The organism is Escherichia sp. MOD1-EC7003 (assembly GCF_002965065.1).
Classification (GTDB): domain Bacteria; phylum Pseudomonadota; class Gammaproteobacteria; order Enterobacterales; family Enterobacteriaceae; genus Escherichia.
The window spans coordinates 23,896-48,713 of record NZ_PTRE01000031.1 but is presented as its reverse complement, the minus strand read 5'-3'; the positions used below and the strand labels follow the sequence as shown (position 1 = coordinate 48,713).

Below are 24,818 nucleotides of genomic sequence, written 5' to 3'. Positions count from 1 at the left end.
TTTGCCTTCACATCATACGGCGAATGTGGGAATTGCCCAGGCCAGGGGGGATAGGGGCTGCAGACAGTTATCCACTATTCCTGTGGATAACTATGTGTATTAGAGTTAGAAAACACGAGGCAAGCGAGAGAATACGCGGCTTGCACGTGAATTGGCGTTAAAGACGGCTCAAAGAATTATCTTTTATTTTTTAACTGGTTAGATAAATGCAATGGCAGTCACTAAAGAGACATCTCTTGCCATAAAACTGTCATCACTCATCTTGACAAATGTTAAAAAAGCCATTGCTTTGGGGATAACCTGATAAGGCCGGAGTTTTATCTCGCCGCAGAGTAAATTTTGCTCATGATTGACAGCGGAGTTTACGGTGTAACAGAAAATTATGGTGATGAACTGTTTTTTTATCCAGTATAATTTGTTGGCATAATTAAGCACGACGAGTAAAATTACATACCTGCCCGCCCAACTCCTTCAGGTAGCGACTCATGAGTAAACCGTTCAAACTGAATTCCGCTTTTAAACCTTCTGGCGATCAGCCAGAGGCGATTCGACGTCTCGAAGAGGGGCTGGAAGATGGCCTGGCGCACCAGACGTTACTTGGTGTGACAGGCTCCGGGAAAACGTTCACCATTGCCAATGTCATTGCTGACCTTCAGCGCCCAACAATGGTACTGGCACCCAACAAGACGCTGGCGGCCCAGCTGTACGGCGAGATGAAAGAGTTCTTCCCGGAAAACGCAGTGGAATATTTCGTCTCCTACTACGACTACTATCAGCCGGAAGCCTACGTACCGAGTTCTGACACCTTCATTGAGAAAGATGCCTCGGTAAACGAACATATCGAACAGATGCGTTTGTCCGCAACCAAAGCGATGCTGGAGCGGCGTGATGTGGTTGTGGTGGCGTCTGTTTCCGCGATTTATGGTCTGGGCGATCCTGATTTATATCTCAAGATGATGCTCCATCTCACGGTCGGTATGATTATCGATCAGCGTGCGATCCTGCGCCGACTGGCAGAGCTGCAATACACTCGTAACGATCAGGCATTCCAGCGTGGTACTTTCCGCGTTCGAGGTGAAGTGATTGATATCTTCCCGGCAGAATCGGATGACATTGCTCTTCGCGTGGAGCTGTTTGACGAGGAAGTGGAACGATTGTCGTTATTTGACCCGCTAACCGGGCAGATTGTTTCCACTATTCCACGTTTTACCATCTACCCGAAAACGCACTACGTTACACCGCGCGAGCGCATTGTGCAGGCGATGGAAGAGATCAAAGAAGAACTGGCCGCCAGACGAAAAGTGTTGTTGGAGAACAACAAGCTGCTGGAAGAGCAGCGGCTGACCCAGCGTACCCAGTTTGATCTGGAGATGATGAATGAGCTGGGATATTGCTCGGGCATTGAAAACTACTCGCGCTTCCTCTCCGGGCGCGGGCCGGGAGAGCCACCGCCGACGCTGTTTGATTACCTGCCTGCCGATGGTCTGCTGGTCGTTGATGAATCTCACGTCACCATTCCACAAATTGGCGGCATGTATCGCGGTGACCGGGCGCGTAAAGAGACACTGGTGGAGTATGGTTTCCGCCTGCCTTCGGCGCTGGATAACCGTCCGCTGAAGTTTGAAGAATTCGAAGCATTAGCGCCGCAAACTATCTATGTTTCGGCGACGCCGGGTCATTACGAGCTGGAAAAATCCGGCGGCGATGTGGTGGATCAAGTGGTGCGTCCAACCGGATTGCTTGATCCGATAATCGAAGTCCGACCGGTGGCGACACAGGTTGATGATCTTCTTTCGGAGATTCGTCAGCGAGCGGCAATTAACGAACGCGTACTGGTCACAACACTGACCAAGCGGATGGCAGAAGATCTCACTGAATATCTCGAAGAACACGGCGAGCGCGTGCGTTATCTTCACTCAGATATCGATACCGTCGAGCGTATGGAAATCATCCGCGACTTGCGTCTGGGTGAGTTCGACGTGCTGGTGGGGATCAACTTACTGCGCGAAGGTCTGGATATGCCAGAAGTTTCACTGGTGGCGATCCTCGACGCCGACAAAGAAGGATTCCTGCGTTCTGAACGTTCATTAATTCAGACCATTGGGCGTGCGGCACGTAATGTCAACGGTAAAGCGATTCTCTACGGCGATAAGATCACGCCGTCAATGGCGAAAGCGATTGGCGAAACCGAACGTCGCCGTGAGAAACAGCAACGCTACAACGAAGAGCATGGTATTACGCCGCAAGGGCTGAACAAGAAAGTAGTCGATATCCTGGCACTGGGGCAGAACATTGCGAAAACCAAAGCGAAGGGCAGAGGGAAATCTCGTGCTATTGTCGAGCCAGATGATATGCCAATGGATATGTCGCCAAAAGCGTTGCAGCAGAAAATCCATGAACTGGAAGGGCAGATGATGCAACACGCGCAGAATCTGGAGTTCGAAGAAGCGGCGCAAATTCGTGACCAGTTGCATCAGCTGCGTGAGCTGTTCATTGCGGCTTCGTGACAGGATGGCGAAGAAAACAGATGACAAACGCAAAACAGCCTGATGCGCTACGCTTATCAGGCCTACATGATCTCTGCAATATATTGAATGTGTAATGTTTGTAGACCAGATAAGGCGTTTACACCGCATCTGGCATGAACAATGTGCGCTTTGTCTTCAATCGGAAGCCGGAATTTTCTTTCGGCTTCTCGTTAACCTAAAGTCTGTAATGCTTTTTCTAGTGCGTTATGTAACAGCTGGCGGTCATGACGATACGGAATATCGCTGGCCTCCAGCACTTCCTGAATCACAATCCGCTCTTTCACCGCCGAGACATCCGCTTTTGGCCCGACGATGACCGCATCAATCACCTTTTTACCGACATACTGCTCCATAATTGCCAGCTTGCTTTCCAGTTTCAGATTAGCCGCAGGTAAACTCAGCTCACGCCCCAGATTGCCGATATAGACCATCGGCGCTGGCGTGCGGCGTAATGCCTGTGCGATTTCTTTCAGCAGCAGGATTGGCATCAGGCTGGTATAAAAACTGCCAGGCCCAATAATGATGAGATCTGCTTCATTGATAGCATGAACCGCCTCACGCGTTGCGGGTACATTAGGCGTTAACAGTAACTCCTGAATCGGCGTAGTTAACTGGTCAATATCCACTTCGCCGTAAACTTCATACCCCTGGGCATCAATTGCCATCAGATCAACAGGATGTTCTGACATCGGGATTAAATGTGCGTCTACTTTCAGCAGATTACGAATCAGATTAATTGCTTCCAAAGGCCGCACGCTCAAATTATCCAGCGCTTTTAACATTAAATTTCCAAGGTTATGCCCGGAAAGTTCGCCATTACCACCAAAACGGTATTCAAACATCGCGGAAGCGACGCTGGGTTCTGTAATCAGCTGGTTGAGGCAGTTGCGCATATCGCCCCAGGCGATACCGCCTTCCGAGCGACGAATACGCCCTGTTGAGCCGCCATTATCGGTAGTGGTCACAATGCCCGTTAAACGAGATCCCAAAGACGAAAGTGATGAAAGAACACGTCCCAGTCCATGCCCCCCGCCGAGAGCAACAACACGATCAAGATCAGCCAGCGTACGATTGCGCATATAGATTCCTGGAGTCAGATTATCCGCGCTACAGTAGCGCAAATTGCGGGGAAACAGCAATTAACCTGCCAATATTGAGGATACAAACTATTTTCTTCTACCTCTAAAGGACGATGCACGCTATGCCTCCCTGATGATATACATCAAAGTAAAACCGCCATTTTCCCTTATTCTGTAGCGAAATGGCACGATTATGGCGCTATATACATGATTACATAGCGAAAACTGTGAATGGTAAAAGTTTCATTTACACGCTAGTATCGGCGTAACCACTAAACACTCTAGCCTCTGCACCTGGGTCAACTGATACGGTGCTTTGGCCGTGACAATGCTCGTAAAGATTGCCACCAGGGCGAAGGAAGAAATGACTTCGCCTCCCGTATCTGGAAAGGTGTACATGGCTTCACAACTGACTGATGCATTTGCGCGTAAGTTTTACTACTTGCGCCTGTCAATTACCGATGTGTGTAACTTTCGTTGCACCTACTGCCTGCCGGATGGCTACAAACCGAGCGGCGTCACCAATAAAGGCTTTCTTACCGTCGATGAAATTCGCCGGGTTACGCGCGCCTTTGCCAGTCTGGGCACCGAAAAAGTCCGTCTGACGGGGGGAGAGCCGTCTTTACGCCGCGACTTTACCGATATCATCGCCGCTGTGCGAGAAAACGACGCTATCCGCCAGATTGCGGTCACCACCAATGGTTACCGTCTGGAACGCGACGTGGCGAACTGGCGCGATGCTGGCCTTACTGGCATTAACGTCAGCGTCGATAGCCTCGATGCTCGCCAGTTTCATGCCATTACCGGGCAGGACAAATTCAACCAGGTCATGGCGGGGATTGACGCCGCATTTGAGGCTGGTTTTGAGAAGGTCAAAGTCAATACCGTGCTGATGCGTGATGTTAATCATCACCAGCTCGACACCTTTCTGAACTGGATCCAGCATCGTCCCATCCAGCTGCGTTTCATCGAACTGATGGAAACGGGCGAGGGCAGCGAGCTCTTCCGTAAGCATCACATCTCTGGTCAGGTTTTGCGTGACGAGCTACTGCGTCGCGGCTGGATACATCAATTACGTCAACGCAGCGACGGTCCCGCGCAAGTCTTTTGTCATCCGGATTACGCCGGAGAGATTGGCCTTATCATGCCGTATGAAAAAGACTTCTGCGCCACTTGCAACCGTCTGCGCGTCTCCTCCATTGGTAAACTCCATCTCTGCCTGTTTGGTGAAGGCGGCGTTAACCTGCGCGATCTGCTGGAAGACGATACCCAGCAACAGGCGCTGGAAGCGCGTATTTCAGCGGCGCTGCGGGAGAAAAAACAGACTCATTTCCTGCATCAAAACAACGCCGGTATTACGCAAAACTTATCGTACATTGGCGGTTAAAACGTCAAAAGGAGAGATCAGATGAGTCAGGTAAGCACTGAATTTATCCCGACCCGTATTGCTATTCTTACGGTTTCTAATCGTCGCGGTGAAGAAGACGATACCTCCGGTCACTATCTGCGCGATTCGGCGCTGGAAGCGGGCCATCATGTTGTCGATAAAGCCATTGTGAAAGAAAACCGCTACGCTATTCGCGCTCAGGTTTCTACGTGGATCGCCAGCGACGATGTACAAGTGGTGTTAATTACTGGTGGTACTGGGCTGACCGAAGGCGATCAGGCACCTGAAGCGTTGTTACCGTTGTTCGACCGTGAAGTTGAAGGTTTCGGCGAAGTATTCCGTATGTTGTCGTTCGAAGAGATAGGCACTTCAACATTGCAATCTCGTGCGGTAGCGGGCGTCGCTAACAAAACGCTGATTTTCGCTATGCCCGGTTCAACCAAAGCGTGCCGTACCGCCTGGGAAAATATCATCGCGCCGCAACTGGATGCTCGTACGCGTCCGTGTAATTTCCATCCACATTTGAAGAAATAAGTATGTCGCAACTGACCCATATCAACGCCGCTGGCGAAGCGCACATGGTGGATGTCTCCGCGAAAGCGGAAACTGTACGTGAAGCGCGCGCCGAAGCCTTTGTCACCATGCGCAGCGAGACGCTGGCGATGATTATTGATGGTCGCCACCACAAAGGCGACGTATTTGCCACAGCGCGTATTGCCGGTATTCAGGCTGCAAAACGCACATGGGATCTGATCCCGCTGTGTCACCCGCTGATGCTCAGCAAAGTTGAAGTCAATTTACAGGCCGAGCCGGAGCACAATCGGGTTCGTATAGAAACCTTATGCCGTCTGACCGGAAAAACCGGTGTCGAAATGGAAGCATTAACCGCAGCCTCCGTGGCGGCGCTGACCATCTACGACATGTGCAAAGCGGTGCAAAAAGATATGGTGATTGGTCCGGTACGTTTGCTGGCAAAGAGCGGCGGCAAATCAGGTGACTTTAAGGTGGAAGCGGATGATTAACGTTCTTTTTTTCGCCCAGGTGCGCGAGTTGGTGGGAACGGATGCTACCGAAGTGGCTGCGGATTTCCCAACCGTAGAAGCCTTACGCCAGCACCTGGCGGCGCAGAGCGAGCGCTGGGCGCTGGCGCTGGAAGATGGCAAATTGCTGGCTGCCGTCAACCAGACGCTGGTGAGTTTTGACCATCCGCTGACTGATGGTGACGAAGTAGCTTTCTTCCCGCCAGTGACCGGAGGCTAAAATGGCAGAAACCAAAATTGTTGTCGGCCCGCAGCCGTTCAGCGTAGGAGAAGAGTACCCGTGGTTGGCTGAGCGTGATGAAGACGGTGCGGTAGTCACCTTTACCGGTAAGGTGCGCAACCATAACCTGGGCGACAGCGTCAAAGCATTAACCCTCGAACATTATCCGGGGATGACTGAAAAAGCACTGGCAGAAATTGTCGATGAAGCGCGTAACCGCTGGCCGCTGGGGCGCGTCACGGTGATTCATCGCATCGGCGAATTATGGCCAGGTGACGAAATTGTTTTTGTCGGTGTCACCAGTGCGCATCGCAGCAGTGCGTTTGAGGCCGGGCAGTTTATTATGGACTATCTCAAAACTCGTGCACCGTTCTGGAAGCGCGAAGCCACGCCGGAAGGCGACCGCTGGGTCGAAGCTCGGGAAAGCGATCAGCAGGCGGCAAAACGCTGGTAGTTTTTTGTTAGCCGGATAAGGCACCGCTGCGTCCGGCAATTTCACCGCTCAGTACATGCGTTTACGCTACGTCGATGCACGGCCCTATCATTTTTGCAGTATCCTTAAGATATTCCTTATATCTTCAGGAGATCGTCATGGACAGATTCCCACGTTCTGATTCAATCGTACAACCCCGTGCCAGCCTGCAAACCTATATGGCGCAAGTCTATGGCTGGATGACCGTTGGCTTGTTGCTGACCGCGTTTGTTGCCTGGTATGCGGCTAATTCCGCGGCTGTGATGGAGCTGTTGTTCACTAACCGTGTCTTTTTAATCGGTCTGATCATTGCGCAATTAGCACTGGTTATTGTGTTATCAGCGATGATTCAAAAGTTGAGCGCTGGTGTAACGACGATGCTCTTTATGCTTTATTCAACGCTGACTGGTCTTACGCTTTCCAGTATTTTCATTGTCTATACTGCCGCTTCGATCGCCAGTACTTTCGTCGTTACTGCCGGGATGTTCGGCGCCATGAGCCTGTATGGTTACACCACGAAGCGCGATTTAAGTGGTTTTGGCAATATACTGTTTATGGCGTTGATCGGTATTGTGCTGGCATCGCTGGTCAATTTCTGGCTGAAAAGCGAAGCATTGATGTGGGCAGTCACCTACATCGGCGTAATTGTCTTTGTCGGCCTGACCGCCTATGACACTCAGAAATTGAAAAACATGGGTGAGCAGATTGATACCCGCGACACATCAAACCTGCGCAAATATTCCATTCTTGGCGCATTAACCTTATATCTGGACTTCATCAACCTGTTCCTGATGTTGCTGCGGATCTTCGGCAACCGCCGTTAACTTCGTTTCTAATTCTCTGAATCCCGGCCTGGCGTCGGGATTTTTTCGGAATTTATAAAGGCGATTTCGCTCATTTACATGAGAATTGAATCGCCACAAATGCCAGACTATGTCCACTGCACAATTTCAGGGACAGATAACGCATTTGAACAGACGATCCACTGCTACTCAATTACAGCAAATAAGCGCTTCGCACAGCAAAATGCTGTCCCTCATTTGGTGGTTAACAGCTGCTGGAGTATGGGCTACGGCAGGCTGTGCCTGGATATTTCAGCACTTGCATTGGGGCTATTCACAAGATTCCCCTGGTGCGTTTATCTTCGCTTTTGCTGTGTTGATAATAGGTGGTCTCTGGTTAAACTACGCCCTGAAAAGACTCAATGCATCAGGCGCATGTCTGGTCTATCTGCTAATAATTCTGCTTATTGGCTTTCTCTTCGCCAGCCTTTTTACCTTTTCGGGCATAGCGACGGTAATGGGAATTACAGGAGGGATGTTTGCCGCAATGGCGCTAATTTGCTGTTGTACTAATAGGGTTATCCCACCGGTTAGACAGTTATGCTTATATATATTCTGTGGCTTGAGTATTGCTATTGTTGTTAACCTGACTCTTACCAGCCGTTTTTCCGTGTGGTTAATGAGTATTCTGACAGTAGTTGTTTGGGGCATTACGGCTGCCTGTGAAGCAACAACACTGGAAGATTTGATCCGTGTTGCTGACAACTCTGAAATTTCAGGTTCTCTTCGCGGTCTCGTTCCTGGGGCAATAATTCTCTATTTCAGTATTTTAAGCATCCTCTTTAGGATTACTGTAACAGTTCTTTATTTTATTAATGGTTTAGTGTGGTGGTAGTGCGAATTGATGAGTTTTATTACGTTAATTGGAATAGATATTGATATTTAACTTAAGGATACAGAAATAATGGCAACGCGCTCATCAAATAACATAGCTAATGATTTCCTACGCGAGGCGAGAATATTAAACGGCATATGGCTCATTACCGCTTTAGGTTTGGTGGCAAACGCAGGACTGGCCTGGATAGCAAAGCATCTCGAAATCACGGCAACAAAATATGATTCACCGCCAATGTATGTCACCATAGGATTCTTATTACTTTGTATGTATGGCTTAAGCATGGATATCAACAAGATAAATGCAGTCATAGCAGGCGTAATATATCTGTTTTTACTCTCTTTGGTAGCGATTGTCGTTGCAAGTTTAGTCCCTGTACCTGCCATTATCGTCGTGTTCAGCACTGCCGGATCGATGTTCTTAATCAGTATGCTGGCAGGTATATTGTTTAAATTTGATCCTGGTTCTCACCGTTTTATCATTATGATGACGTTAACAGGGTTGGCCCTGGTAATCATCGTGAATGCCACATTAATGAGTGAACGACCCATTTGGGTAATAAGTTGCTTAATGATTGTCTTATGGTCAGGCATTATCTCGCATGGACGAAATAAGCTCCTTGAACTGACAGGAAAAAGCCATAGTGAAGAATTATGGAGTTCGGTTCGTTGTGCTTTTATAGGTGCATTAACACTCTATTACTATTTTATCGGCTTCTTTGGTATACTTGCAGCAATAGTTATAACGATTTTTTGGCAAAAGCATACTCGATTCCATATTTAACGCACTTTCGGCTCACGTTTAGAAAGGTAGTATCTGAAATACAATAGAGAGGAATGTCATGCAGTTAGTTTGTACCATCGATAATAAATATGTGGATAAGTTTATGGCTATTCTGCTTTCAGGAATTTTACATTCACTCAAAGAAGGTTCAATAACTATAGATGAATCTGAATTACTTGTTTTTAGACCTTTTATTTCCAGACTTTTGCACAAAAATGGTTGTGATAAAGAGTTAATAGATATAATTGATCTAGGTTGTGAGTTTGAAGATATTGAGTCATTAGTCCCTGAGCATTTTGATGCTGCAATAAAAAACTTAATATCCAAAACAAGTGATTTTACATATACAAAAAAAGATACTTATCCCATGAGTGATGAAATGGAAAACGTGGTTTCCTTTGAATTTAGCAATAATGAGAATTTGCAGAGTGTTTAAAGATAAAACTGTCGCAGCAGATATCAGTGCATTAATGCTTGAGATTGGTGCAAAATTAGATAATTCCGTTTCACTTGTTCAGAGAAGTTGCGATGAATCTGAGCTTAATATTTATCAGGCCGCCGTTGGTGAAATTATGGGGTGCATGCTAATTGACATAATGAACCCCATTTATAAACAGCATCCCGAACTTAAACCCAAAGAACTTAACTGAACTTCACATCGCCGCTTCATTTTTCGCCCGTAACTTCTTCGCCTGGCTTTCCAGTCCACCTTTTTGGCGTAGACCACCAGCAACACAATCATCGCGATAAAAAACAGCCAGGTGAGGAGTTTCTTTGCTAAGCGCCAGCGCGGGTGTGATTTACTCATCAGGGTTTTACCCCCGTGTTTTCAGTTTCTATCCGATCCTGAGTTTCCATTGTCGGTTGTGCGGGGGGATCAACCTGCGCCAGACGTGGTGTGTGCGCCGGAAGCCAGCCGACCAGCGCCGGGAAATGGCGTAAAAAGTGGAATGCCAGCACGCTTTTGGTCAGGTTCCACCAGGTGCGTTTCGGCAGCATACTTTCATCCACTTGCTGGCAGTCGGCAGCGATGATGCCGTTCAGATTATCGCGCAGCGTCTGGTTAAAATGACGATCGTGGATGATCACATTTGCTTCGAGATTCAGTGACAAACTGAGCGGATCGAGATTACTGGACCCTACCGTCGCCCAGTGATCGTCCATCAATGCCACTTTGCCGTGGAGCGGGCGGCGACGGTACTCAAACACCTGAACGCCGCCTTTAATCAGATAGTTATACAGCAAGCGTGCGCCGACTCTGACAATGGGCATATCCGGTTCGCCCTGAATGATCAGTTTGATCCGTACCCCGCGGCGGGCAGCTTTACGCAAGGCGTGTAAAAATCGATAGCCGGGGAAGAAGTAGGCGTTGGCGACAATGACTTCCCGCTGCGCCTGAGTGAGCATTTTCAGATAGTGGCGTTCGATATCATCGCGATGTTCTTCGTTATCGCGCCAGACCAGCAATACCTGCGCTTCTCCTGGCTGGCGGTTCTCTTCCGCTTTATGATGATGTCGCCACCAGCGTCGTGCCGCGCTCTGTCCTGGCAGGTTTTCCAGCTCAAATTGCAGAATATCTTCGACAATCGGCCCTTCGAGGCGCACCGCGTAATCTTGTTTAGCTTCTGGACCGTAGCTGGACATATGCTCTGCAGAGTAATTCAGCCCGCCAATAAAGGCGATACGCGCGTCGATCACCACAATTTTGCGATGCATCCGGCGAAACACATTGGTGCGCATGCCGAACAGGCGAGGGCGGGGATCGTAGTAGCGAAATACCACGCCAGCTGCCGTCAGTTCATTGACAAACTCATCGCTGAGATCCGGCGAACCGTAGCCATCCAGCAAGACTTCCGCTTTTACCCCGCGTTGCGCGGCTGCCAGTAGCGCCGCATGCAGCTGTTTGCCGACGTCATCCTCAAACCAGATAAACGTTTCAAGAATGATGCGTTCTTGTGCCTCGCCAATCGCTTTAAACACTGCGGGATAATACTGCTCGCCATTTTCCAGCAACTGGATCTTATTGCCTTCGCGCCAGCGACATTTCATAAATGAATCTCCGTACTTAAAGGGGCATGATCAGAAAGGTGTCGCCAGATCCGCAGCGGTAACGCGGTTGGCGCACTGGCGCTGGCATTTTTGACGTAGATCCTGTCCAGACGTAGTAGAGGAAATTGCACCGGAAACGTGCGCGCCGGACGTCCGTGGGCGTGGGTAAATATCTCATCCAGCCCGGCACGGACCTTTAATGGATGATTAGCTTTTTGCCGCCAGTCGTTGAAATCACCCGCGACCAATGTCGGTTCGCCGTCCGGCAGCTCATTCACCCACTCGGCGAGCATCGCAAGCTGCGCCTGACGGTGCGCCTCACGCAGGCCCAGATGTACGCACATCACATGAATCGCTTTCCCGGTCATCGGCGGCACAATGCGGCAGTAGAGCACGCCGCGCTTTTCCGCACCATCGACCGAAACATCACGATTCTCATAATGTTCAATGGGATAGCGCGACAGTACGGCGTTGCCGTGATGCCCTTGCGGGTATACGGCATTGCGACCGTAGGCAAAATCGTTCCACATGGTGTCGGCGAGAAACTCGTAGTGCGAGGTATCGGGCCAGTTGTCCACATGCAGCGGATGAACTTCGTGCGCGCCCATCACTTCCTGCAGGCAAACAATATCGGCGCTGACGGTGCGCACGGCGTCGCGCAATTCCGGCAAAATGAAGCGTCGGTTAAACGCGGTAAAGCCTTTGTGAATATTGATGGTGAGCACCTTGAACGAAAAATGTTGTGTTTGATCGGGCATAATTTTCCTGTCTTTGCCTCTTATCTCATTGAAATAGTGTAGTCGGCGTCACAAAAAGGTGCGGTCTTACGGAATTTTCCGTAAAGTTCGGTACTCTGAGTAAGTAGAGATAAATTCTTCAGGAGAGAAGCCATGAAGTGGCAACAACGTGTTCGTGTCGCAACGGGTCTAAGTTGCTGGCAGATTATGTTGCATTTACTGGTAGTGGCGCTGCTGGTTGTGGGCTGGATGAGTAAGACTCTGGTTCATGTCGGCGTGGGATTATGCGCACTGTATTGTGTCACGGTAGTGATGATGCTGGTGTTTCAGCGCCACCCTGAGCAACGCTGGCGTGAGGTGGCAGACGTACTGGAAGAGCTGACCACCACCTGGTATTTTGGCGCGGCACTGATTGTGCTGTGGCTGTTATCCCGCGTACTGGAAAACAACTTTTTGCTGGCCATTGCAGGGCTGGCAATCCTTGCCGGCCCGGCGGTAGTGTCTTTGCTTGCGAAAGATAAGAAGTTACATCACCTTACGTCTAAACATCGCGTACGCCGCTGACCCTGTCGTGGCCGTTATCACCAGTAGCGGCCACAAACTATTCCACACAATATCCAGACTCGCATCCTTCAAATAAATCTGCTTGGTAATGTCCGTAAAGTGGCGAATAGGGTTAATCCACGTCAGGTTTTGCAGCCACACAGGCATGTTCTCCACCGGCGAAACGTAACCGGAAAGGAGAATAGCGGGCATCATAAAGACAAACACGCCGATAAACGCCTGCTGTTGTGTTGAACAGAGTGATGAAATCAACAGACCGAATCCCACCAGCGATAAACCGTAAATCACCATCGTAAAGTAGAACAGTGCCAGCGATCCGGCGAAGGGGATTTGATACGCCCAGATACCAATCGCCAGCACAATGGTGGCCTGGAAGGTGGCGACAATTAATGCCGGTACGGCTTTGCCGATGAATATCTGCCAGGTGGTGAGCGGCGAAACCAGTAGCTGATCGAGCGTACCTTGTTCACGTTCGCGGGCGACGGAAAGTGAAGTGACGATCATTACGCCGATAGTGGTGATCATGGCGATTAGCGACGGCACCACAAACCATTTGTAGTCGAGATTCGGGTTATACCAGTTGCGTACCACCAGCTCGCTGTTGTTTGGCTTCGGTTTTCCTTCCAGCAACTCCTGCTGATAATTTTTGACGATCTGTTGCAGGTAGTTGGCGGCGATTTGCGCGCTGTTGGAGTTACGCCCGTCGAGAATTAACTGCAACGGCGCGGTCTGGAAGGTATCCAGTTTGCGCGAGAAGTCAGCCGGGAAACGCACCAGCAGTAACGCCTTTTGTGTGTCGATGGTTGGGCGGATCTCCTGTGGGCTTTTCAGCAACAGCACATGGGTAAAGGCGCTGGCGCGGGCAAAACGCTGGGGCAGTTCTACTGAGTGCTCGCCGTTATCTTCATCGTAGATGGCGATGGTGGCGTTGGTCACTTCCAGCGTGGCGGCGAACGGGAACAGGATCACCTGAATCAGCACGGGTAAAATCAGAATCGCGCGGGTTTGCGGTTCGCGCAGCAGCGACTGCAACTCTTTGCGGATTAACGTCCATAAACGATGAAACATGCTCTTCTCCCTAATCCAGCCGACGTTTGGTTTTCAGCCACGTCAGGCCGATAAACATCACCGCCGAAGCGATCAAAAACAGCACGTTCACCACCAGCACCACTGGAATATTCCCGGCGAGGAACAGGCTTTGCAGAGTGCTGACGAAATAACGTGCGGGAATAATGTACGTCACCGCGCGGATCACTGCGGGCATACTGTCGATCTGAAAAATAAAGCCGGAAAGCATAATCGACGGCAGGAAAGCGGCGTTCAGAGCGACCTGAGCGGCGTTGAACTGGTTGCGGGTAATCGTGGAAATCAGCAGCCCCATCCCCAGGGTACTGAGTAAAAACAGGCTGGAGATAAAAAACAGAATCAGCAGCGACCCGCGATACGGCACGCCGAGAATAAACACCGACACCAGCATACACAGCAGCATCGCCAGCATGCCGAGAAAGTAATAAGGGATCAGCTTACACAGCAGCAGTTCCGTGCGGGTAATCTCCGTAGAGAGCAAAGCCTCCATAGTGCCGCGCTCCCATTCCCGCGCCACCACCAGCGAGGTGAGAATGGCGCCGATGACCGTCATGATAATGGTCACCGCACCGGGGATAATAAAGTGCTGGCTAATCGCCGCTGGGTTAAACCAGTAGCGGGTTTGTACATCAATAAGCGGTTCAAAAGTCTGCCCGTTATCCTCCGCTCGCTGCATTTGCCAGATCTGCCAGATCCCTTCGACATACCCCTGCACAAAGTTGGCGGTATTCGGCTCACTGCCGTCGGTGATCACCTGAATCGGTGCGGTGGCGTTGGCGCGCTCCATCTGTTCGGCGAAATCCACGGGAATCACCACCAGACCACGAATTTTCCCTGCCTGCATTTTGGCGATCAGTTCCTGTCGGTTATCGCTGATGGAGGCGTCAATATAGGGCGAACCGGTCATGGTGTGGGTGAAATCCAGCGCCGCTTCGCTACGCTGTTCCAGCAAAATTCCGACGCGCAGCTTGCTGGAGTCGAGGTTAATGCCATAACCAAAAATAAACAGCAGCAACAGCGGGATCACCACCGCAATCAGCCAGCTACTCGGATCGCGAACGATCTGCCGCGTCTCTTTGACGCACAGCGCCCGTACGCGACGCCAGGACAGGATCGGATTACTCATTGTTATGCTCCTTATCCCAGTTGTGGATCAACTGAATAAAGGCCTGCTCCATGGTGGGATCGGGTTGCTCATCGTTAGCCGACAGTGCTTTCAAATCATCCGGCGTACCGCTGGCAATCAGCTTCCCACGGTACACCAGGCCGATACGGTCGCAATATTCCGCTTCATCCATAAAGTGGGTGGTAACCATCACCGTGACGCCTTTCTCTACCATGCTGTTGATGTGCAGCCAGAACTCGCGGCGGGTGAGGGGATCGACGCCGGAAGTGGGTTCATCGAGAAACAGAATGTCCGGTTCATGCATCAGCGAACAGGCCAGCGCCAGCCGCTGTTTAAAACCTAAGGGCAGTTCATCGGTGGCGTGGGAGGCGATACTTTTCAGACCAAATGCTTCGCTCATACGGGAGATTTTTTCATTCTGCGCCCGACCGCGTAAGCCATACACACCAGAGAAAAAGCGTAAATTCTGGTCGACCGTCAGGTTGCCGTAGAGCGAAAACTTTTGCGCCATATAGCCGAGATGCTGGCGCGCTTTACCGGAACTCTCTTTCAGATCCATTCCCAGCACCAGCGCCTGGCCGGAGGTCGGTACCAGCAAACCGCACATCATCTTAAAGGTGGTCGATTTCCCCGCGCCGTTTGGCCCCAGCAAACCAAAAATCTCTCCACGTTTAACGGCAAAGTTAACGTGATCGGTGGCGGCAAAATCGCCAAACTTCTTGGTTAGTTCTTTCGCTTCGATCATCGTCTCGTCGGGTGTGCCTTCTACCGTATGTAATATTGCGCCCAGCGGCGATTCTGAGGTTCCGGCACCGCCCAGCAAATCAATAAACGCATCTTCAAAACGCGGCGTAGTTTCGTTGATATTGATTTCCGGCATCCCGTCGGCATGGCGAATATCATCTGGTGTGGCCTCTTTTTTGAGGATCAGACGTACCGATTTCCCCTGAATCATGCCGTCGCTGACCTGCGGCAGTTTCAAGGTGCGTTGTAGCAGTTTGCGGTTGCCCTCGTGTGGACTGGTCATCAGAAAGCTACGTCCGGCCATAGTTTGCGTCAGGGCCGTCGGTTCTCCCTGATACAGCAGCTCGCCTTCGTTCATCAGTAACACGTCACGGCACTGCTCGGCTTCGTCAAGATACGAGGTGCTCCAGAGGATTAACATCCCTTCGCCTGCCAGCTCATGCACCATCTGCCACAGTTCGCGCCGTGAGATAGGGTCAACGCCGACGCCGGGTTCATCGAGCAGCAACACTTTCGGTTCACCCACCAGCGTACAGGCCAGCCCCAGTTTCTGTTTCATACCGCCGGAGAGCTTGCCCGCCAGGCGCCCGGTAAATGGGCCGAGGGACGTAAACTCCAGCAGGCGAGCAAAAGTTTGCTTCCGCGCTTCACCGGTGACGCTGCGCAAATCCGCGTACAGATTGAGGTTCTCCATCACCGTGAGATCTTCATACAGACCGAATTTCTGCGGCATATAGCCGAGAACGGCGTGCAACGCGCCGTCGTTTTTGATCGGATCAAAGCCAATCACCGTGGCATTGCCGCTATCAGGTTTCAGTAATCCCGCGAGCATCCGCATCAGCGTGGTTTTACCTGCGCCATCCGGCCCTACCAGCCCCGTCACATAACCAGCATGAATGGTACAGTCGAGCGGTGCGACAGCGGGCTTGACCATGCCCGGAAAGCGTTTTTCCAGACCGTTCAGCGTAATAACGGCATCATTCATGACCTGCCTCGTCACCGAATTGTACCGTCACTGGCATTCCCTGGCGTAACGCATCATCGGCATCGGTCACCACAATACGCAGGCGATAGACGAGGTCGGTACGCAGATCCGGCGTTTCGACGGTTTTCGGGGTAAATTCAGCCGTTGGTGAAACGAAGCCAATCTGCCCGTGATACGGTTTGTCCGGGCGACCATCGGTATAAAGCAGCACTTTGCGCCCCGGCTGCGCCTGATCGAGATTACGTTCGTTAACATAAGCGCGGACCCATACCGGTCGCGTCAGCGAAACGGTAAACACCGTGCCGCCTTCATTGAGTACCGTGCCAGGTTCAACCGCGCGGGTTAACAGCGTGCCATCAGAGGGGGCTATCAACGTTGAGTCCTGCAAATTCAACTCTGCCTGTGCCAGTTGCGCCTGTGCCTGTTCGAGGCTGGCTTTCGCCTGGGCGATGTCCTGTTCACGGTTACCGGAGCGATACTGACGCAATTTATCCTGTGCTGACTTCAGCGTTGCCTGTGCCTGGTCGCGCGAGGAGCGGGCATTTTCCAGGTCATTTGCCGAAATGGTGCGGCTTTTCCAAAGCCCTTGCTGGCGGGTATAGAAATTCTGCGCATAGTCATACGCGGCTTGTGCCTGTTTCACCGCTGCGGCGGCCTGAGCGATTTCTTCATCGCGATACCCGGCAAGCATCAGGTCATACTGCGCCTGAGCCACTGAAACGCCCGCTTTTGCCTGCATCAGGGCAATTTCATATGGTTTATGATCCAGTTCGCCCAGCACCTGGCCCGCTTTGATTGCATCACCTTCGTCTACCGCCAGCGACTCAACGCGACCACCGACACGGAAGCTAAGATTCACCGTACGAATATCCACGTTGCCATACAGCGTCAGGCCGTTGTCCTGGCGGCTTTGATACCACCAGTAGCCTCCGGCAACCACGGCGGCAAGTACCACTACCGCCAGTCCAATCACGACAGGTTTTTTCATCACTACAAACTCCTTTGCGATAATCCTTGCAAAATCAGGTCGATATGACAGGTCACCGTCTGGTTAATCAGTTCGGTCTTTTCTTCATCGAACGCGGTCCAGCCGGTACGTAACAGAATGGTTTCTTTGCCAAGACGAAACGCCAGAATCTCGCCAATCAGCGCATGGGTATGAAGGATCATGCGAGTGTCGCTGGCATCGCAGCCGGTCCAGGCGGCAATCAGGCGTGTAAGGTGGCTGTGTAGCGGACTAATCACCTGTTCGTGCACCAGGTGGTAGGCTGCCGTGGGAGAGAGCTGCTCACGGGAGATAAACTTGCTGAGGTTGACGGTGTCATCCTGGGTGAGCAGCTTAATCATATTCCTGCAGGCACGAAGGATCAGTTCACGGATTGCCGCCCGATCCGGCTGAGGTTGTGCGAACAAACGTTCGGCCTCTTCCGCGTGCGGACGGAACTGCTCGCCAATAAAATCGGCAATCCACTGGGCGCAGGCGAGGTACAAATCTTCTTTCGAACCGAAGTAGTAGGTGATAGCAGCGATATTCTGTCCGGCCTGGGCGGCTATTTCGCGGGTGGTGGCGTTCATTCCGTATTCACCAAACTGCGCCAGTGCGGCGGCAATCAGCTGTTTTTTCGCCTGTTCACCCTTGATTGTCATGGCAGGATTATTCATCAGACAGTCCATTCTTAATCAAATGATTGATTAAGACTATGTCTCCTTATTGGAGTTGTCCAGTATGGCTAAGAATTTTAGCTGCACCAGTCACAAGGATAATTTATGCGCTGCGTCACAAAAACTGCTACACTCCGCCCCCTCATGACATTGTGGTTTTTGTCATTTTCCTTTTCAGTATCTCCCTGAAAACTACACCGGTAACGGTCGGGGCGGTTCGGAGTAGTTATGTCTTTCGATTCTTTGGGTTTAAGCCCTGATATCCTGCGCGCCGTTGCCGAGCAAGGTTACCGTGAACCCACCCCTATTCAGCAGCAGGCGATCCCTGCGGTGCTGGAAGGCCGCGACCTGATGGCCAGCGCCCAGACCGGCACCGGCAAAACAGCAGGCTTTACGCTGCCGTTGTTGCAACACCTGATCACTCGCCAGCCGCATGCCAAAGGGCGTCGTCCGGTACGTGCGCTCATTCTTACCCCAACCCGTGAACTGGCTGCACAGATTGGCGAAAACGTCCGTGATTACAGCAAATACCTGAATATTCGTTCGCTGGTGGTGTTTGGTGGCGTGAGCATTAACCCGCAAATGATGAAGCTGCGCGGCGGCGTTGATGTGCTGGTGGCAACGCCGGGGCGTTTGTTGGACCTGGAACATCAGAATGCGGTAAAACTCGATGGCATCGAAATTTTGGTACTGGATGAAGCCGACCGTATGCTTGACATGGGCTTTATTCACGATATCCGCCGCGTGCTGGCAAAACTGCCTGCAAAGCGCCAGAACCTGTTGTTCTCCGCAACGTTCTCTGACGATATTAAAAACCTGGCAGAAAAACTGCTGCACAACCCGCTGGAAATCGAAGTTGCACGCCGCAATACCGCTTCTGATCAGGTGACCCAGCACGTTCACTTTGTCGATAAGAAGCGCAAACGCGAATTGCTGTCGCACATGATTGGTAAAGGGAACTGGCAGCAGGTGCTGGTCTTTACCCGTACCAAACACGGTGCTAACCATCTGGCTGAACAGCTTAATAAAGATGGCATCCGCAGTGCGGCGATCCACGGTAATAAATCGCAAGGTGCGCGTACTCGTGCACTGGCTGATTTTAAATCGGGCGATATTCGTGTTCTGGTGGCAACTGACATCGCTGCACGCGGTCTGGATATCGAAGAGTTGCCGCACGTCGTCAACTATGAACTGCCAAACGTACCTGAAGATTATGTCCACCGTATCGGGCGTACCGGTCGCGCGGCAGCCACCGGTGAAGCGTTGTCGCTGGTGTGTGTTGATGAACACAAACTGCTGCGCGACATCGAAAAACTGCTGAAAAAAGAGATCCCACGCATTGCGATTCCGGGCTATGAGCCGGACCCGTCAATCAAGGCCGAACCGATCCAGAATGGTCGCCAGCAACGTGGCGGGGGGCGTGGTCAACAGCAACCACGCCGTGGAGAAGATGGCGCGAAGTCTGGTAACGCAAAGCCCGCAGAAAAACCGTCTCGTCGCCTTGGTGATGGCAAACCGGCAGGCGAACAACAACGGCGTCGCCGTCCGCGTAAACCTGCCGCTGCGCAGTAATCTTTTATGCCGGGATATGCCCGGCATCTGAGACTGATGACAAACGCAAAACTGCCTGATGCGCTACGCTTATCAGGCCTACATGATTCCTGCAATATATTGAATATGCACGATTTTGTAGGCCGGATAAGGCGTTCACGCCGCATCCGGCATGAACAACAAGCACTTGTCAGCAATTTGAGAACACGGCAAAAAGATTTCTCTGTTTTATCGCCCACAAGCCGCCCGATGCGTTACTTCTCCGCAGCCAATTGTTCGCGCAACTCCATTAAAAGGTAGCCCAGACGATTCTTCCCCTGACCATTACCGCCATCTCCCCAGTACGCATCATTTTCTGTATGCTCAACCAGTTTCGCTGACGCGGTTGCCAGCAGGAGCGCGCGCAGTTCTACGTGTCTGCCTGATGCGCTACGCTTATCAGGCCTACATGATTCCTGCAATATATTGAATATGCACGATTTTGTAGGCCGGATAAGGCGTTCACGCCGCATCCGGCATGAACAGGCAACCACGGGCGAGGAAATGCATGACGTGTTTGATCCTTTGTGCTCGAACGGGCATTAAACTGCATTATGTTGGTGGTTATTGCGAGCCGCTTTCCAGAAACAGAAAAACCATTACCCCTGAAAACCGAAAAATGCCACAATATTGGCTGTTTATACAGTATTTCAGGTTTTCTCATGGCATTGACTATTGCGCTTAAAGCGCAAATTGCCGCCTGGTATAAGGCGCTTCAGGAACAGATCCCCGACTTTATTCCCCGTGCGCCGCAGCGGCAGATGATTGCGGACGTGGCCAAAACGCTGGCCGGAGAAGAAGGGCGGCATCTGGCGATTGAAGCACCCACCGGCGTTGGGAAAACGCTCTCCTATTTGATCCCCGGCATCGCCATTGCCCGCGAAGAGCAAAAAACGCTGGTGGTGAGTACCGCTAACGTAGCGTTGCAGGATCAGATCTACAGCAAAGATTTACCGCTGCTGAAAAAGATCATTCCCGATCTTAAATTCACCGCTGCTTTCGGGCGTGGGCGCTACGTTTGCCCGCGTAACCTGACGGCGCTCGCCAGTACTGAACCCACGCAACAGGATCTGCTGGCGTTTCTTGACGACGAGCTGACGCCGAACACTCAGGAAGAGCAAAAACGTTGTGCGAAGCTCAAGGGCGATCTCGATACTTATAAATGGGATGGTCTGCGTGATCATACTGATATCGCTATAGATGACGATCTCTGGCGTCGTTTAAGTACCGACAAAGCCAGCTGCCTCAACCGCAACTGTTATTACTATCGCGAATGCCCGTTTTTTGTCGCTCGCCGGGAAATTCAGGAAGCCGAAGTTGTCGTGGCAAACCATGCGCTGGTGATGGCGGCGATGGAAAGCGAAGCAGTATTGCCGGACGCGAAAAATTTGCTGCTGGTGCTGGATGAAGGTCATCACCTACCGGATGTAGCGCGGGATGCGCTGGAAATGAGCGCCGAAATTACCGCGCCGTGGTATCGGCTGCAGCTGGACTTGTTCACGAAACTGGTCGCTACCTGCATGGAGCAGTTTCGCCCGAAGACGATCCCACCGCTGGCGATCCCTGAACGTTTGAATGCGCATTGTGAAGAGTTGTATGAGCTTATCGCCTCTTTAAACAACATTCTCAATCTCTATATGCCTGCCGGACAGGAGGCAGAGCACCGTTTTGCGATGGGCGAATTGCCTGATGAAGTGCTGGAGATCTGCCAGCGGCTGGCAAAACTCACCGAGATGCTGCGTGGTCTGGCAGAGTTATTTCTTAACGATTTAAGTGAGAAAACCGGTAGTCACGACATTGTGCGTCTGCATCGCTTGATTTTGCAGATGAACCGCGCGTTGGGGATGTTCGAGGCGCAAAGCAAGCTCTGGCGGTTGGCTTCACTGGCGCAATCATCCGGTGCGCCAGTGACCAAATGGGCGACGCGGGAAGAGCGCGACGGGCAGCTACATCTCTGGTTTAACTGTGTAGGTATTCGCGTCAGCGATCAACTGGAACGCCTGCTGTGGCGCAGTATTCCGCACATTATTGTCACCTCCGCGACGTTGCGTTCGCTGAACAGTTTTTCGCGTTTGCAGGAGATGAGCGGGCTGAAAGAGAAAGCGGGCGATCGCTTTGTGGCGCTGGACTCGCCCTTTAACCACTGTGAACAGGGCAAAATTGTTATTCCCCGGATGCGCTTTGAGCCTTCCATCGATAACGAAGAGCAGCACATTGCCGAAATGGCGGCCTTTTTCCGTGAGCAGGTGGAGAGCAAAAAGCATCTCGGTATGTTGGTGCTGTTTGCCAGCGGACGGGCGATGCAGCGGTTTCTCGACTATGTGACGGATTTACGCCTGATGTTGCTGGTGCAGGGCGATCAGCCGCGCTATCGCTTAGTTGAACTGCATCGCAAACGCGTCGCTAACGGTGAGCGTAGCGTACTGGTTGGTTTACAGTCATTTGCCGAAGGGCTTGATTTGAAAGGCGATCTTCTCAGCCAGGTCCATATCCACAAAATCGCGTTTCCACCCATCGACAGCCCGGTGGTGATCACCGAGGGGGAATGGCTAAAAAGCCTCAACCGCTATCCGTTTGAGGTACAAAGCCTGCCGAGCGCCTCGTTTAACCTGATTCAGCAGGTTGGGCGACTGATTCGAAGCCACGGTTGCTGGGGCGAAGTGGTTATCTACGACAAACGCTTGCTGACCAAAAATTATGGTAAGCGACTACTGGATGCATTACCGGTATTTCCGATAGAGCAACCGGAAGTCCCTGAAGGTATAGTTAAAAAGAAAGAAAAAACGAAATCCCCACGCCGTCGGCGGCGTTAATGATGTGAGTCAGGTAAGGAGTCGTAATGGACTATCGCAAAATCATTAAAAAGATCGGGTGCGGGAAAAACCACGCGCGCGATTTAGACCGGGATACTGCGCACGGTCTGTATGCCCATATGCTCAACGGTGAAGTCCCTGACCTTGAGTTGGGCGGCGTATTGATTGCGCTGCGTATCAAAGGGGAAGGGGAAGCAGAGATGCTCGGCTTTTACGAAGCCATGCAAAATCACACCATCAAGCTGACACCACCTGCTGGCAAGCCGATGCCGATCGTCATCCCCAGTTATAACGGCGCACGTAAACAGGCCAACCAGACGCCGTTGCTGGCGCTCCTGCTGCATAAACTCGGTTTTCCTGTAGTGGTTCACGGGGTTAGCGAAGATCCAACCCGCGTGCTGACAGAAACCATTTTCGAACTGATGGGGATTACGCCAACGCTGCACGGCGGGCAGGCGCAGGCGAAGCTCGATGAACATCAGCCTGTCTTTATGCCTGTCGGCGCGTTTTGCCCGCCGCTGGAAAAACAACTGGCGATGCGCTGGAGGATGGGCGTGCGTAACAGTGCACATACCCTTGCGAAACTGGCAACACCATTTGCCGAAGGTGAAGCGCTGCGTCTTTCCAGTGTTTCGCATCCGGAATACATCGGACGAGTTGCGAAGTTCTTTAGCGATATCGGCGGGCGGGCGCTGTTAATGCATGGCACTGAAGGTGAAGTTTATGCTAATCCGCAGCGCTGCCCGCAGATCAATCTCATTGACCGTGAAGGGATGCGGGTACTGTATGAAAAACAGGACACGGCTGGCTGCGAGCGACTGCCACAAGCAAAAGACCCGGAAACCACGGCACAGTGGATTGAGCGTTGCCTGGCTGGCAGCGAACCGATACCCGAATCGCTGAAAATCCAGATGGCTTGCTGCCTGGTCGCAACAGGTGAAGCGGCAACCATCAGCGATGGTCTGGCGCGCGTTAATCAGGCACTTTAATTTTTTCTCTGCCGGATGAGCAATGTCATCCGGCCTTTACCCCACCGCAACATGAAATTCCTGCATCTTTGTTGACCTTCCCACACCCGGCGTGCAGCATAAAAAACAACACATACATAACATAAGCAGGAGTTAACCATGGAAAGTGGTCATCGCTTTCATGCTCAGACGCTGCACTGTTTTATTCAGGCTGTCTGTCAGCAGTTAGCCAGCTAAAAAAGCCCGTCCAATAATGGACGGGCAAACAAGGGTAACATAGGATCAATGAGGGTTAGAGCATATGCGTCTGTCGGCAAACAGACAGGGAAGTACTTTTGCTGGACATAGCGTAAACGCCTTATCCGTCCAACGGTTCGGATTTTGTAGGCCTGATAAGACGCGGTAGCGTTGCATCAGGCACCTGTTGCCGGATACGGCGTAAATGTCTTATCCGGCCTACGAATTACTTATAGATAACCGCTGTACCGCTTAATTTATTGTTGCTGGTGGCAGAAGTGATGTTGTATCCGCTGGCGCCAGCAGCTGCCGCTTTCTCAGCCAGTTTCGCTTCCAGGGCATCGAGGGTGGATGCGCCATCGGCAGAAACCACGCCGATTTTATTCATGTTCTGTGCCTGGGATGCCGTTACCGGTTCCGCGGCGAACACGCCAAATGACAGAGTTGAAAGAGCCATAGCAGCAACAACAGTATTGATAGTTTTCATAATTAATCTCTCGCAGGTGATTTTTGTTTAAGTGACGTTGTTTCGTCGATGTGATGAGTATCACGTTTTTTTACGAGAGATAAAATCGAAGAGAATTGACCGCCTTGTTCAAATAAATTGATTGATATATAACATAATGATAAACCATCTATTTGTTGTACTTATGGACTCGTTTTGTACCGAGTGGCAGTCATGGCAGCGTTAAAGGCACGGAATGCCACGCAAAATACAAATTATACTCGCTATACATCCCGACAGTTACAGTTAACGTAACTGGCTGCCTTTCGAATCAATGAAATTATATCCTGTATAATCTGGTTTTCATAAATTTTTCTCCTGTTGATAATGGGGCATAAGCGCACGCCAGGAATGGCTTCCCGACGGCCCTGCGGGATGGAGGCGCCACACTCTTCACATTCATACAGGCTTTCACCACGTGGAGTTTCACCCTAGGTGCGAGCAATCGCATCTTCAATTGTACTGTTGATCTGTTCGTTGACGGCGTCATCGTTAGCCCAACCGGATGCCATATCGTCCTCACAGTTAAGTGTAGCTAATACAGGGACGAAGCCGGGCAGTTCAAG

At 51.3% G+C, this 24,818-nt stretch carries 24 protein-coding genes, 3 pseudogenes and 1 riboswitch; of the genes and pseudogenes, 15 read left to right on the top strand and 12 right to left on the bottom strand.

Translation table 11 applies throughout. From position 1 onward, the window contains the following. Nucleotides 1–485 precede the first annotated feature (485 nt). Entirely contained in the window at nt 486–2,507 is a 2,022-nt protein-coding gene (gene uvrB / locus A7090_RS05640) for an excinuclease ABC subunit UvrB (RefSeq protein ID WP_105273314.1), read from the top strand. 191 nt (nt 2,508–2,698) lie between these two features. Here the strand turns inward: uvrB and yvcK are convergent, their stop codons facing one another. Next, a complete protein-coding gene (gene yvcK / locus A7090_RS05635; protein ID WP_105273313.1) occupies nt 2,699–3,607 on the bottom strand; it encodes a uridine diphosphate-N-acetylglucosamine-binding protein YvcK in 909 nt (302 codons plus the stop codon). 265 nt (nt 3,608–3,872) lie between these two features. Beyond that, a riboswitch (molybdenum cofactor riboswitch) is annotated at nt 3,873–4,017 on the top strand. Between yvcK and moaA the strand changes: the two genes are divergently transcribed. The 10 genes from moaA (at nt 4,005) to A7090_RS05585 (ending at nt 9,836) form a co-directional block, all read left to right on the top strand. Continuing rightward, nucleotides 4,005–4,994 (top strand): GTP 3',8-cyclase MoaA, encoded by a 990-nt coding sequence (moaA, locus tag A7090_RS05630; protein ID WP_097502660.1) that lies wholly within the window; start codon nt 4,005–4,007, stop codon nt 4,992–4,994. It overlaps the preceding riboswitch by 13 nt. 21 nt (nt 4,995–5,015) lie before the next feature. Continuing rightward, nucleotides 5,016–5,528, top strand: coding sequence for a molybdenum cofactor biosynthesis protein B (gene moaB / locus A7090_RS05625; protein WP_105273312.1), 513 nt, complete (start codon nt 5,016–5,018; stop codon nt 5,526–5,528). A gap of 2 nt (nt 5,529–5,530) precedes the next feature. Then, on the top strand, nt 5,531–6,016 hold the full coding sequence (gene moaC, locus A7090_RS05620) for a cyclic pyranopterin monophosphate synthase MoaC (protein WP_000080885.1): 486 nt from the start codon (nt 5,531–5,533) through the stop codon (nt 6,014–6,016). Continuing rightward, nucleotides 6,009–6,254, top strand: coding sequence for a molybdopterin synthase sulfur carrier subunit (moaD, locus tag A7090_RS05615; RefSeq protein ID WP_105273311.1), 246 nt, complete (start codon nt 6,009–6,011; stop codon nt 6,252–6,254). The genes moaC and moaD overlap by 8 nt, the downstream gene beginning before the upstream one ends. Before the next feature lies 1 nt (nt 6,255). After that, the gene (moaE, locus tag A7090_RS05610; RefSeq protein WP_000852287.1) at nt 6,256–6,708 is read left to right on the top strand and encodes a molybdopterin synthase catalytic subunit MoaE; all 453 of its coding nucleotides are present in this window, start codon (nt 6,256–6,258) and stop codon (nt 6,706–6,708) included. Nucleotides 6,709–6,845: 137 nt separating this feature from the next. After that, nucleotides 6,846–7,550: a Bax inhibitor-1/YccA family protein gene (locus tag A7090_RS05605; RefSeq protein WP_105273310.1), complete on the top strand. Its 705-nt coding sequence runs from the start codon at nt 6,846–6,848 to the stop codon at nt 7,548–7,550. A 109-nt stretch (nt 7,551–7,659) separates the two neighbouring features. Next, a complete protein-coding gene (locus A7090_RS05600; protein ID WP_240245880.1) occupies nt 7,660–8,403 on the top strand; it encodes a Bax inhibitor-1 family protein in 744 nt (247 codons plus the stop codon). Between the two features lie 69 nt (nt 8,404–8,472). Then, nucleotides 8,473–9,186 (top strand): Bax inhibitor-1/YccA family protein, encoded by a 714-nt coding sequence (locus tag A7090_RS05595; RefSeq protein ID WP_105273308.1) that lies wholly within the window; start codon nt 8,473–8,475, stop codon nt 9,184–9,186. A 58-nt stretch (nt 9,187–9,244) separates the two neighbouring features. After that, a complete protein-coding gene (locus tag A7090_RS05590; RefSeq protein WP_105273307.1) occupies nt 9,245–9,622 on the top strand; it encodes a DUF3969 family protein in 378 nt (125 codons plus the stop codon). After that, nucleotides 9,615–9,836, top strand: a complete 222-nt coding sequence (locus tag A7090_RS05585; RefSeq protein ID WP_105273306.1) for a hypothetical protein — start codon at nt 9,615–9,617, stop codon at nt 9,834–9,836. Before A7090_RS05590 ends, A7090_RS05585 begins: the two co-directional genes overlap by 8 nt. Nucleotides 9,837–9,883: 47 nt before the next feature. Here A7090_RS05585 and A7090_RS25700 read toward each other — a convergent pair. From A7090_RS25700 to A7090_RS05570, 3 genes and pseudogenes are all read right to left on the bottom strand, one after another. After that, nucleotides 9,884–9,994: pseudogene (locus A7090_RS25700) on the bottom strand (UPF0104 family protein); the annotation flags it as partial. Beyond that, nucleotides 9,994–11,235 carry a cardiolipin synthase ClsB gene (gene clsB / locus A7090_RS05575; RefSeq protein WP_105273304.1) on the bottom strand — a complete coding sequence of 414 codons (1,242 nt, stop codon included), beginning with the start codon at nt 11,233–11,235 and terminating at the stop codon, nt 9,994–9,996. The pseudogene A7090_RS25700 and the gene clsB, both read right to left, overlap by 1 nt. Then, the gene (locus tag A7090_RS05570; RefSeq protein WP_105273303.1) at nt 11,232–11,993 is read right to left on the bottom strand and encodes an endonuclease/exonuclease/phosphatase family protein; all 762 of its coding nucleotides are present in this window, start codon (nt 11,991–11,993) and stop codon (nt 11,232–11,234) included. The genes clsB and A7090_RS05570 overlap by 4 nt, the downstream gene beginning before the upstream one ends. Nucleotides 11,994–12,125: 132 nt before the next feature. On the opposite strand from A7090_RS05570, the gene A7090_RS05565 reads away from it, so the two are divergent. After that, the gene (locus tag A7090_RS05565; RefSeq protein WP_000871982.1) at nt 12,126–12,536 is read left to right on the top strand and encodes a YbhQ family protein; all 411 of its coding nucleotides are present in this window, start codon (nt 12,126–12,128) and stop codon (nt 12,534–12,536) included. On the opposite strand, the gene A7090_RS05560 is transcribed toward A7090_RS05565, so the two are convergent. From A7090_RS05560 to cecR, 5 genes are read right to left on the bottom strand one after another with little or no spacing between them, the layout of a single operon-like run. After that, a complete protein-coding gene (locus A7090_RS05560; RefSeq protein ID WP_001704899.1) occupies nt 12,498–13,604 on the bottom strand; it encodes an ABC transporter permease in 1,107 nt (368 codons plus the stop codon). The two genes, A7090_RS05565 and A7090_RS05560, sit on opposite strands and share 39 nt — an antisense overlap. 10 nt (nt 13,605–13,614) lie before the next feature. Beyond that, nucleotides 13,615–14,748 carry an ABC transporter permease gene (locus A7090_RS05555; protein ID WP_105273302.1) on the bottom strand — a complete coding sequence of 378 codons (1,134 nt, stop codon included), beginning with the start codon at nt 14,746–14,748 and terminating at the stop codon, nt 13,615–13,617. Then, entirely contained in the window at nt 14,741–16,477 is a 1,737-nt protein-coding gene (locus tag A7090_RS05550) for an ATP-binding cassette domain-containing protein (RefSeq protein WP_105273301.1), read from the bottom strand. The genes A7090_RS05555 and A7090_RS05550 overlap by 8 nt, the downstream gene beginning before the upstream one ends. Next, the gene (gene hlyD / locus A7090_RS05545; protein ID WP_123056927.1) at nt 16,470–17,465 is read right to left on the bottom strand and encodes a secretion protein HlyD; all 996 of its coding nucleotides are present in this window, start codon (nt 17,463–17,465) and stop codon (nt 16,470–16,472) included. Before hlyD ends, A7090_RS05550 begins: the two co-directional genes overlap by 8 nt. Before the next feature lie 2 nt (nt 17,466–17,467). Continuing rightward, on the bottom strand, nt 17,468–18,139 hold the full coding sequence (gene cecR, locus A7090_RS05540) for a DNA-binding transcriptional regulator CecR (protein WP_001295890.1): 672 nt from the start codon (nt 18,137–18,139) through the stop codon (nt 17,468–17,470). A gap of 228 nt (nt 18,140–18,367) precedes the next feature. On the opposite strand from cecR, the gene rhlE reads away from it, so the two are divergent. Continuing rightward, nucleotides 18,368–19,711: an ATP-dependent RNA helicase RhlE gene (gene rhlE / locus A7090_RS05535; RefSeq protein ID WP_105273299.1), complete on the top strand. Its 1,344-nt coding sequence runs from the start codon at nt 18,368–18,370 to the stop codon at nt 19,709–19,711. A gap of 233 nt (nt 19,712–19,944) precedes the next feature. On the opposite strand, the pseudogene A7090_RS05530 reads toward rhlE, so the two are convergent. Next, nucleotides 19,945–20,106 (bottom strand): annotated as a pseudogene (locus A7090_RS05530) (NADAR domain-containing protein); the annotation flags it as partial. Between the two features lie 285 nt (nt 20,107–20,391). Here A7090_RS05530 and dinG point away from each other — a divergent pair. Next, entirely contained in the window at nt 20,392–22,542 is a 2,151-nt protein-coding gene (gene dinG / locus A7090_RS05520) for an ATP-dependent DNA helicase DinG (RefSeq protein WP_105273336.1), read from the top strand. 26 nt (nt 22,543–22,568) lie between these two features. Further along, complete coding sequence (gene ybiB, locus A7090_RS05515; RefSeq protein ID WP_105273297.1) at nt 22,569–23,531, top strand: DNA-binding protein YbiB; 963 nt, start codon at nt 22,569–22,571, stop codon at nt 23,529–23,531. Between the two features lie 442 nt (nt 23,532–23,973). On the opposite strand, the gene ybiJ is transcribed toward ybiB, so the two are convergent. Beyond that, entirely contained in the window at nt 23,974–24,234 is a 261-nt protein-coding gene (gene ybiJ, locus A7090_RS05510; RefSeq protein ID WP_105273296.1) for a DUF1471 family protein YbiJ, read from the bottom strand. Nucleotides 24,235–24,555: 321 nt separating this feature from the next. Further along, nucleotides 24,556–24,764, bottom strand: a pseudogene (locus A7090_RS05505) (DksA/TraR family C4-type zinc finger protein). Nucleotides 24,765–24,818 lie beyond the last annotated feature (54 nt).

Bases quoted from the DNA above. Each gene is read 5' to 3' on its own strand.
- uvrB (WP_105273314.1), top strand. From the start codon at position 486: ATGAGTAAACCGTTCAAACTGAATTCCGCTTTTAAACCTTCTGGCGAT.
- yvcK (WP_105273313.1), bottom strand. From the start codon at position 3,607: ATGCGCAATCGTACGCTGGCTGATCTTGATCGTGTTGTTGCTCTCGGC.
- moaA (WP_097502660.1), top strand. From the start codon at position 4,005: ATGGCTTCACAACTGACTGATGCATTTGCGCGTAAGTTTTACTACTTG.
- moaB (WP_105273312.1), top strand. From the start codon at position 5,016: ATGAGTCAGGTAAGCACTGAATTTATCCCGACCCGTATTGCTATTCTT.
- moaC (WP_000080885.1), top strand. From the start codon at position 5,531: ATGTCGCAACTGACCCATATCAACGCCGCTGGCGAAGCGCACATGGTG.
- moaD (WP_105273311.1), top strand. From the start codon at position 6,009: ATGATTAACGTTCTTTTTTTCGCCCAGGTGCGCGAGTTGGTGGGAACG.
- moaE (WP_000852287.1), top strand. From the start codon at position 6,256: ATGGCAGAAACCAAAATTGTTGTCGGCCCGCAGCCGTTCAGCGTAGGA.
- A7090_RS05605 (WP_105273310.1), top strand. From the start codon at position 6,846: ATGGACAGATTCCCACGTTCTGATTCAATCGTACAACCCCGTGCCAGC.
- A7090_RS05600 (WP_240245880.1), top strand. From the start codon at position 7,660: ATGTCCACTGCACAATTTCAGGGACAGATAACGCATTTGAACAGACGA.
- A7090_RS05595 (WP_105273308.1), top strand. From the start codon at position 8,473: ATGGCAACGCGCTCATCAAATAACATAGCTAATGATTTCCTACGCGAG.
- A7090_RS05590 (WP_105273307.1), top strand. From the start codon at position 9,245: ATGCAGTTAGTTTGTACCATCGATAATAAATATGTGGATAAGTTTATG.
- clsB (WP_105273304.1), bottom strand. From the start codon at position 11,235: ATGAAATGTCGCTGGCGCGAAGGCAATAAGATCCAGTTGCTGGAAAAT.
- A7090_RS05570 (WP_105273303.1), bottom strand. From the start codon at position 11,993: ATGCCCGATCAAACACAACATTTTTCGTTCAAGGTGCTCACCATCAAT.
- A7090_RS05565 (WP_000871982.1), top strand. From the start codon at position 12,126: ATGAAGTGGCAACAACGTGTTCGTGTCGCAACGGGTCTAAGTTGCTGG.
- A7090_RS05560 (WP_001704899.1), bottom strand. From the start codon at position 13,604: ATGTTTCATCGTTTATGGACGTTAATCCGCAAAGAGTTGCAGTCGCTG.
- A7090_RS05555 (WP_105273302.1), bottom strand. From the start codon at position 14,748: ATGAGTAATCCGATCCTGTCCTGGCGTCGCGTACGGGCGCTGTGCGTC.
- A7090_RS05550 (WP_105273301.1), bottom strand. From the start codon at position 16,477: ATGAATGATGCCGTTATTACGCTGAACGGTCTGGAAAAACGCTTTCCG.
- hlyD (WP_123056927.1), bottom strand. From the start codon at position 17,465: ATGAAAAAACCTGTCGTGATTGGACTGGCGGTAGTGGTACTTGCCGCC.
- cecR (WP_001295890.1), bottom strand. From the start codon at position 18,139: ATGAATAATCCTGCCATGACAATCAAGGGTGAACAGGCGAAAAAACAG.
- rhlE (WP_105273299.1), top strand. From the start codon at position 18,368: ATGTCTTTCGATTCTTTGGGTTTAAGCCCTGATATCCTGCGCGCCGTT.
- dinG (WP_105273336.1), top strand. From the start codon at position 20,392: ATGGCATTGACTATTGCGCTTAAAGCGCAAATTGCCGCCTGGTATAAG.
- ybiB (WP_105273297.1), top strand. From the start codon at position 22,569: ATGGACTATCGCAAAATCATTAAAAAGATCGGGTGCGGGAAAAACCAC.
- ybiJ (WP_105273296.1), bottom strand. From the start codon at position 24,234: ATGAAAACTATCAATACTGTTGTTGCTGCTATGGCTCTTTCAACTCTG.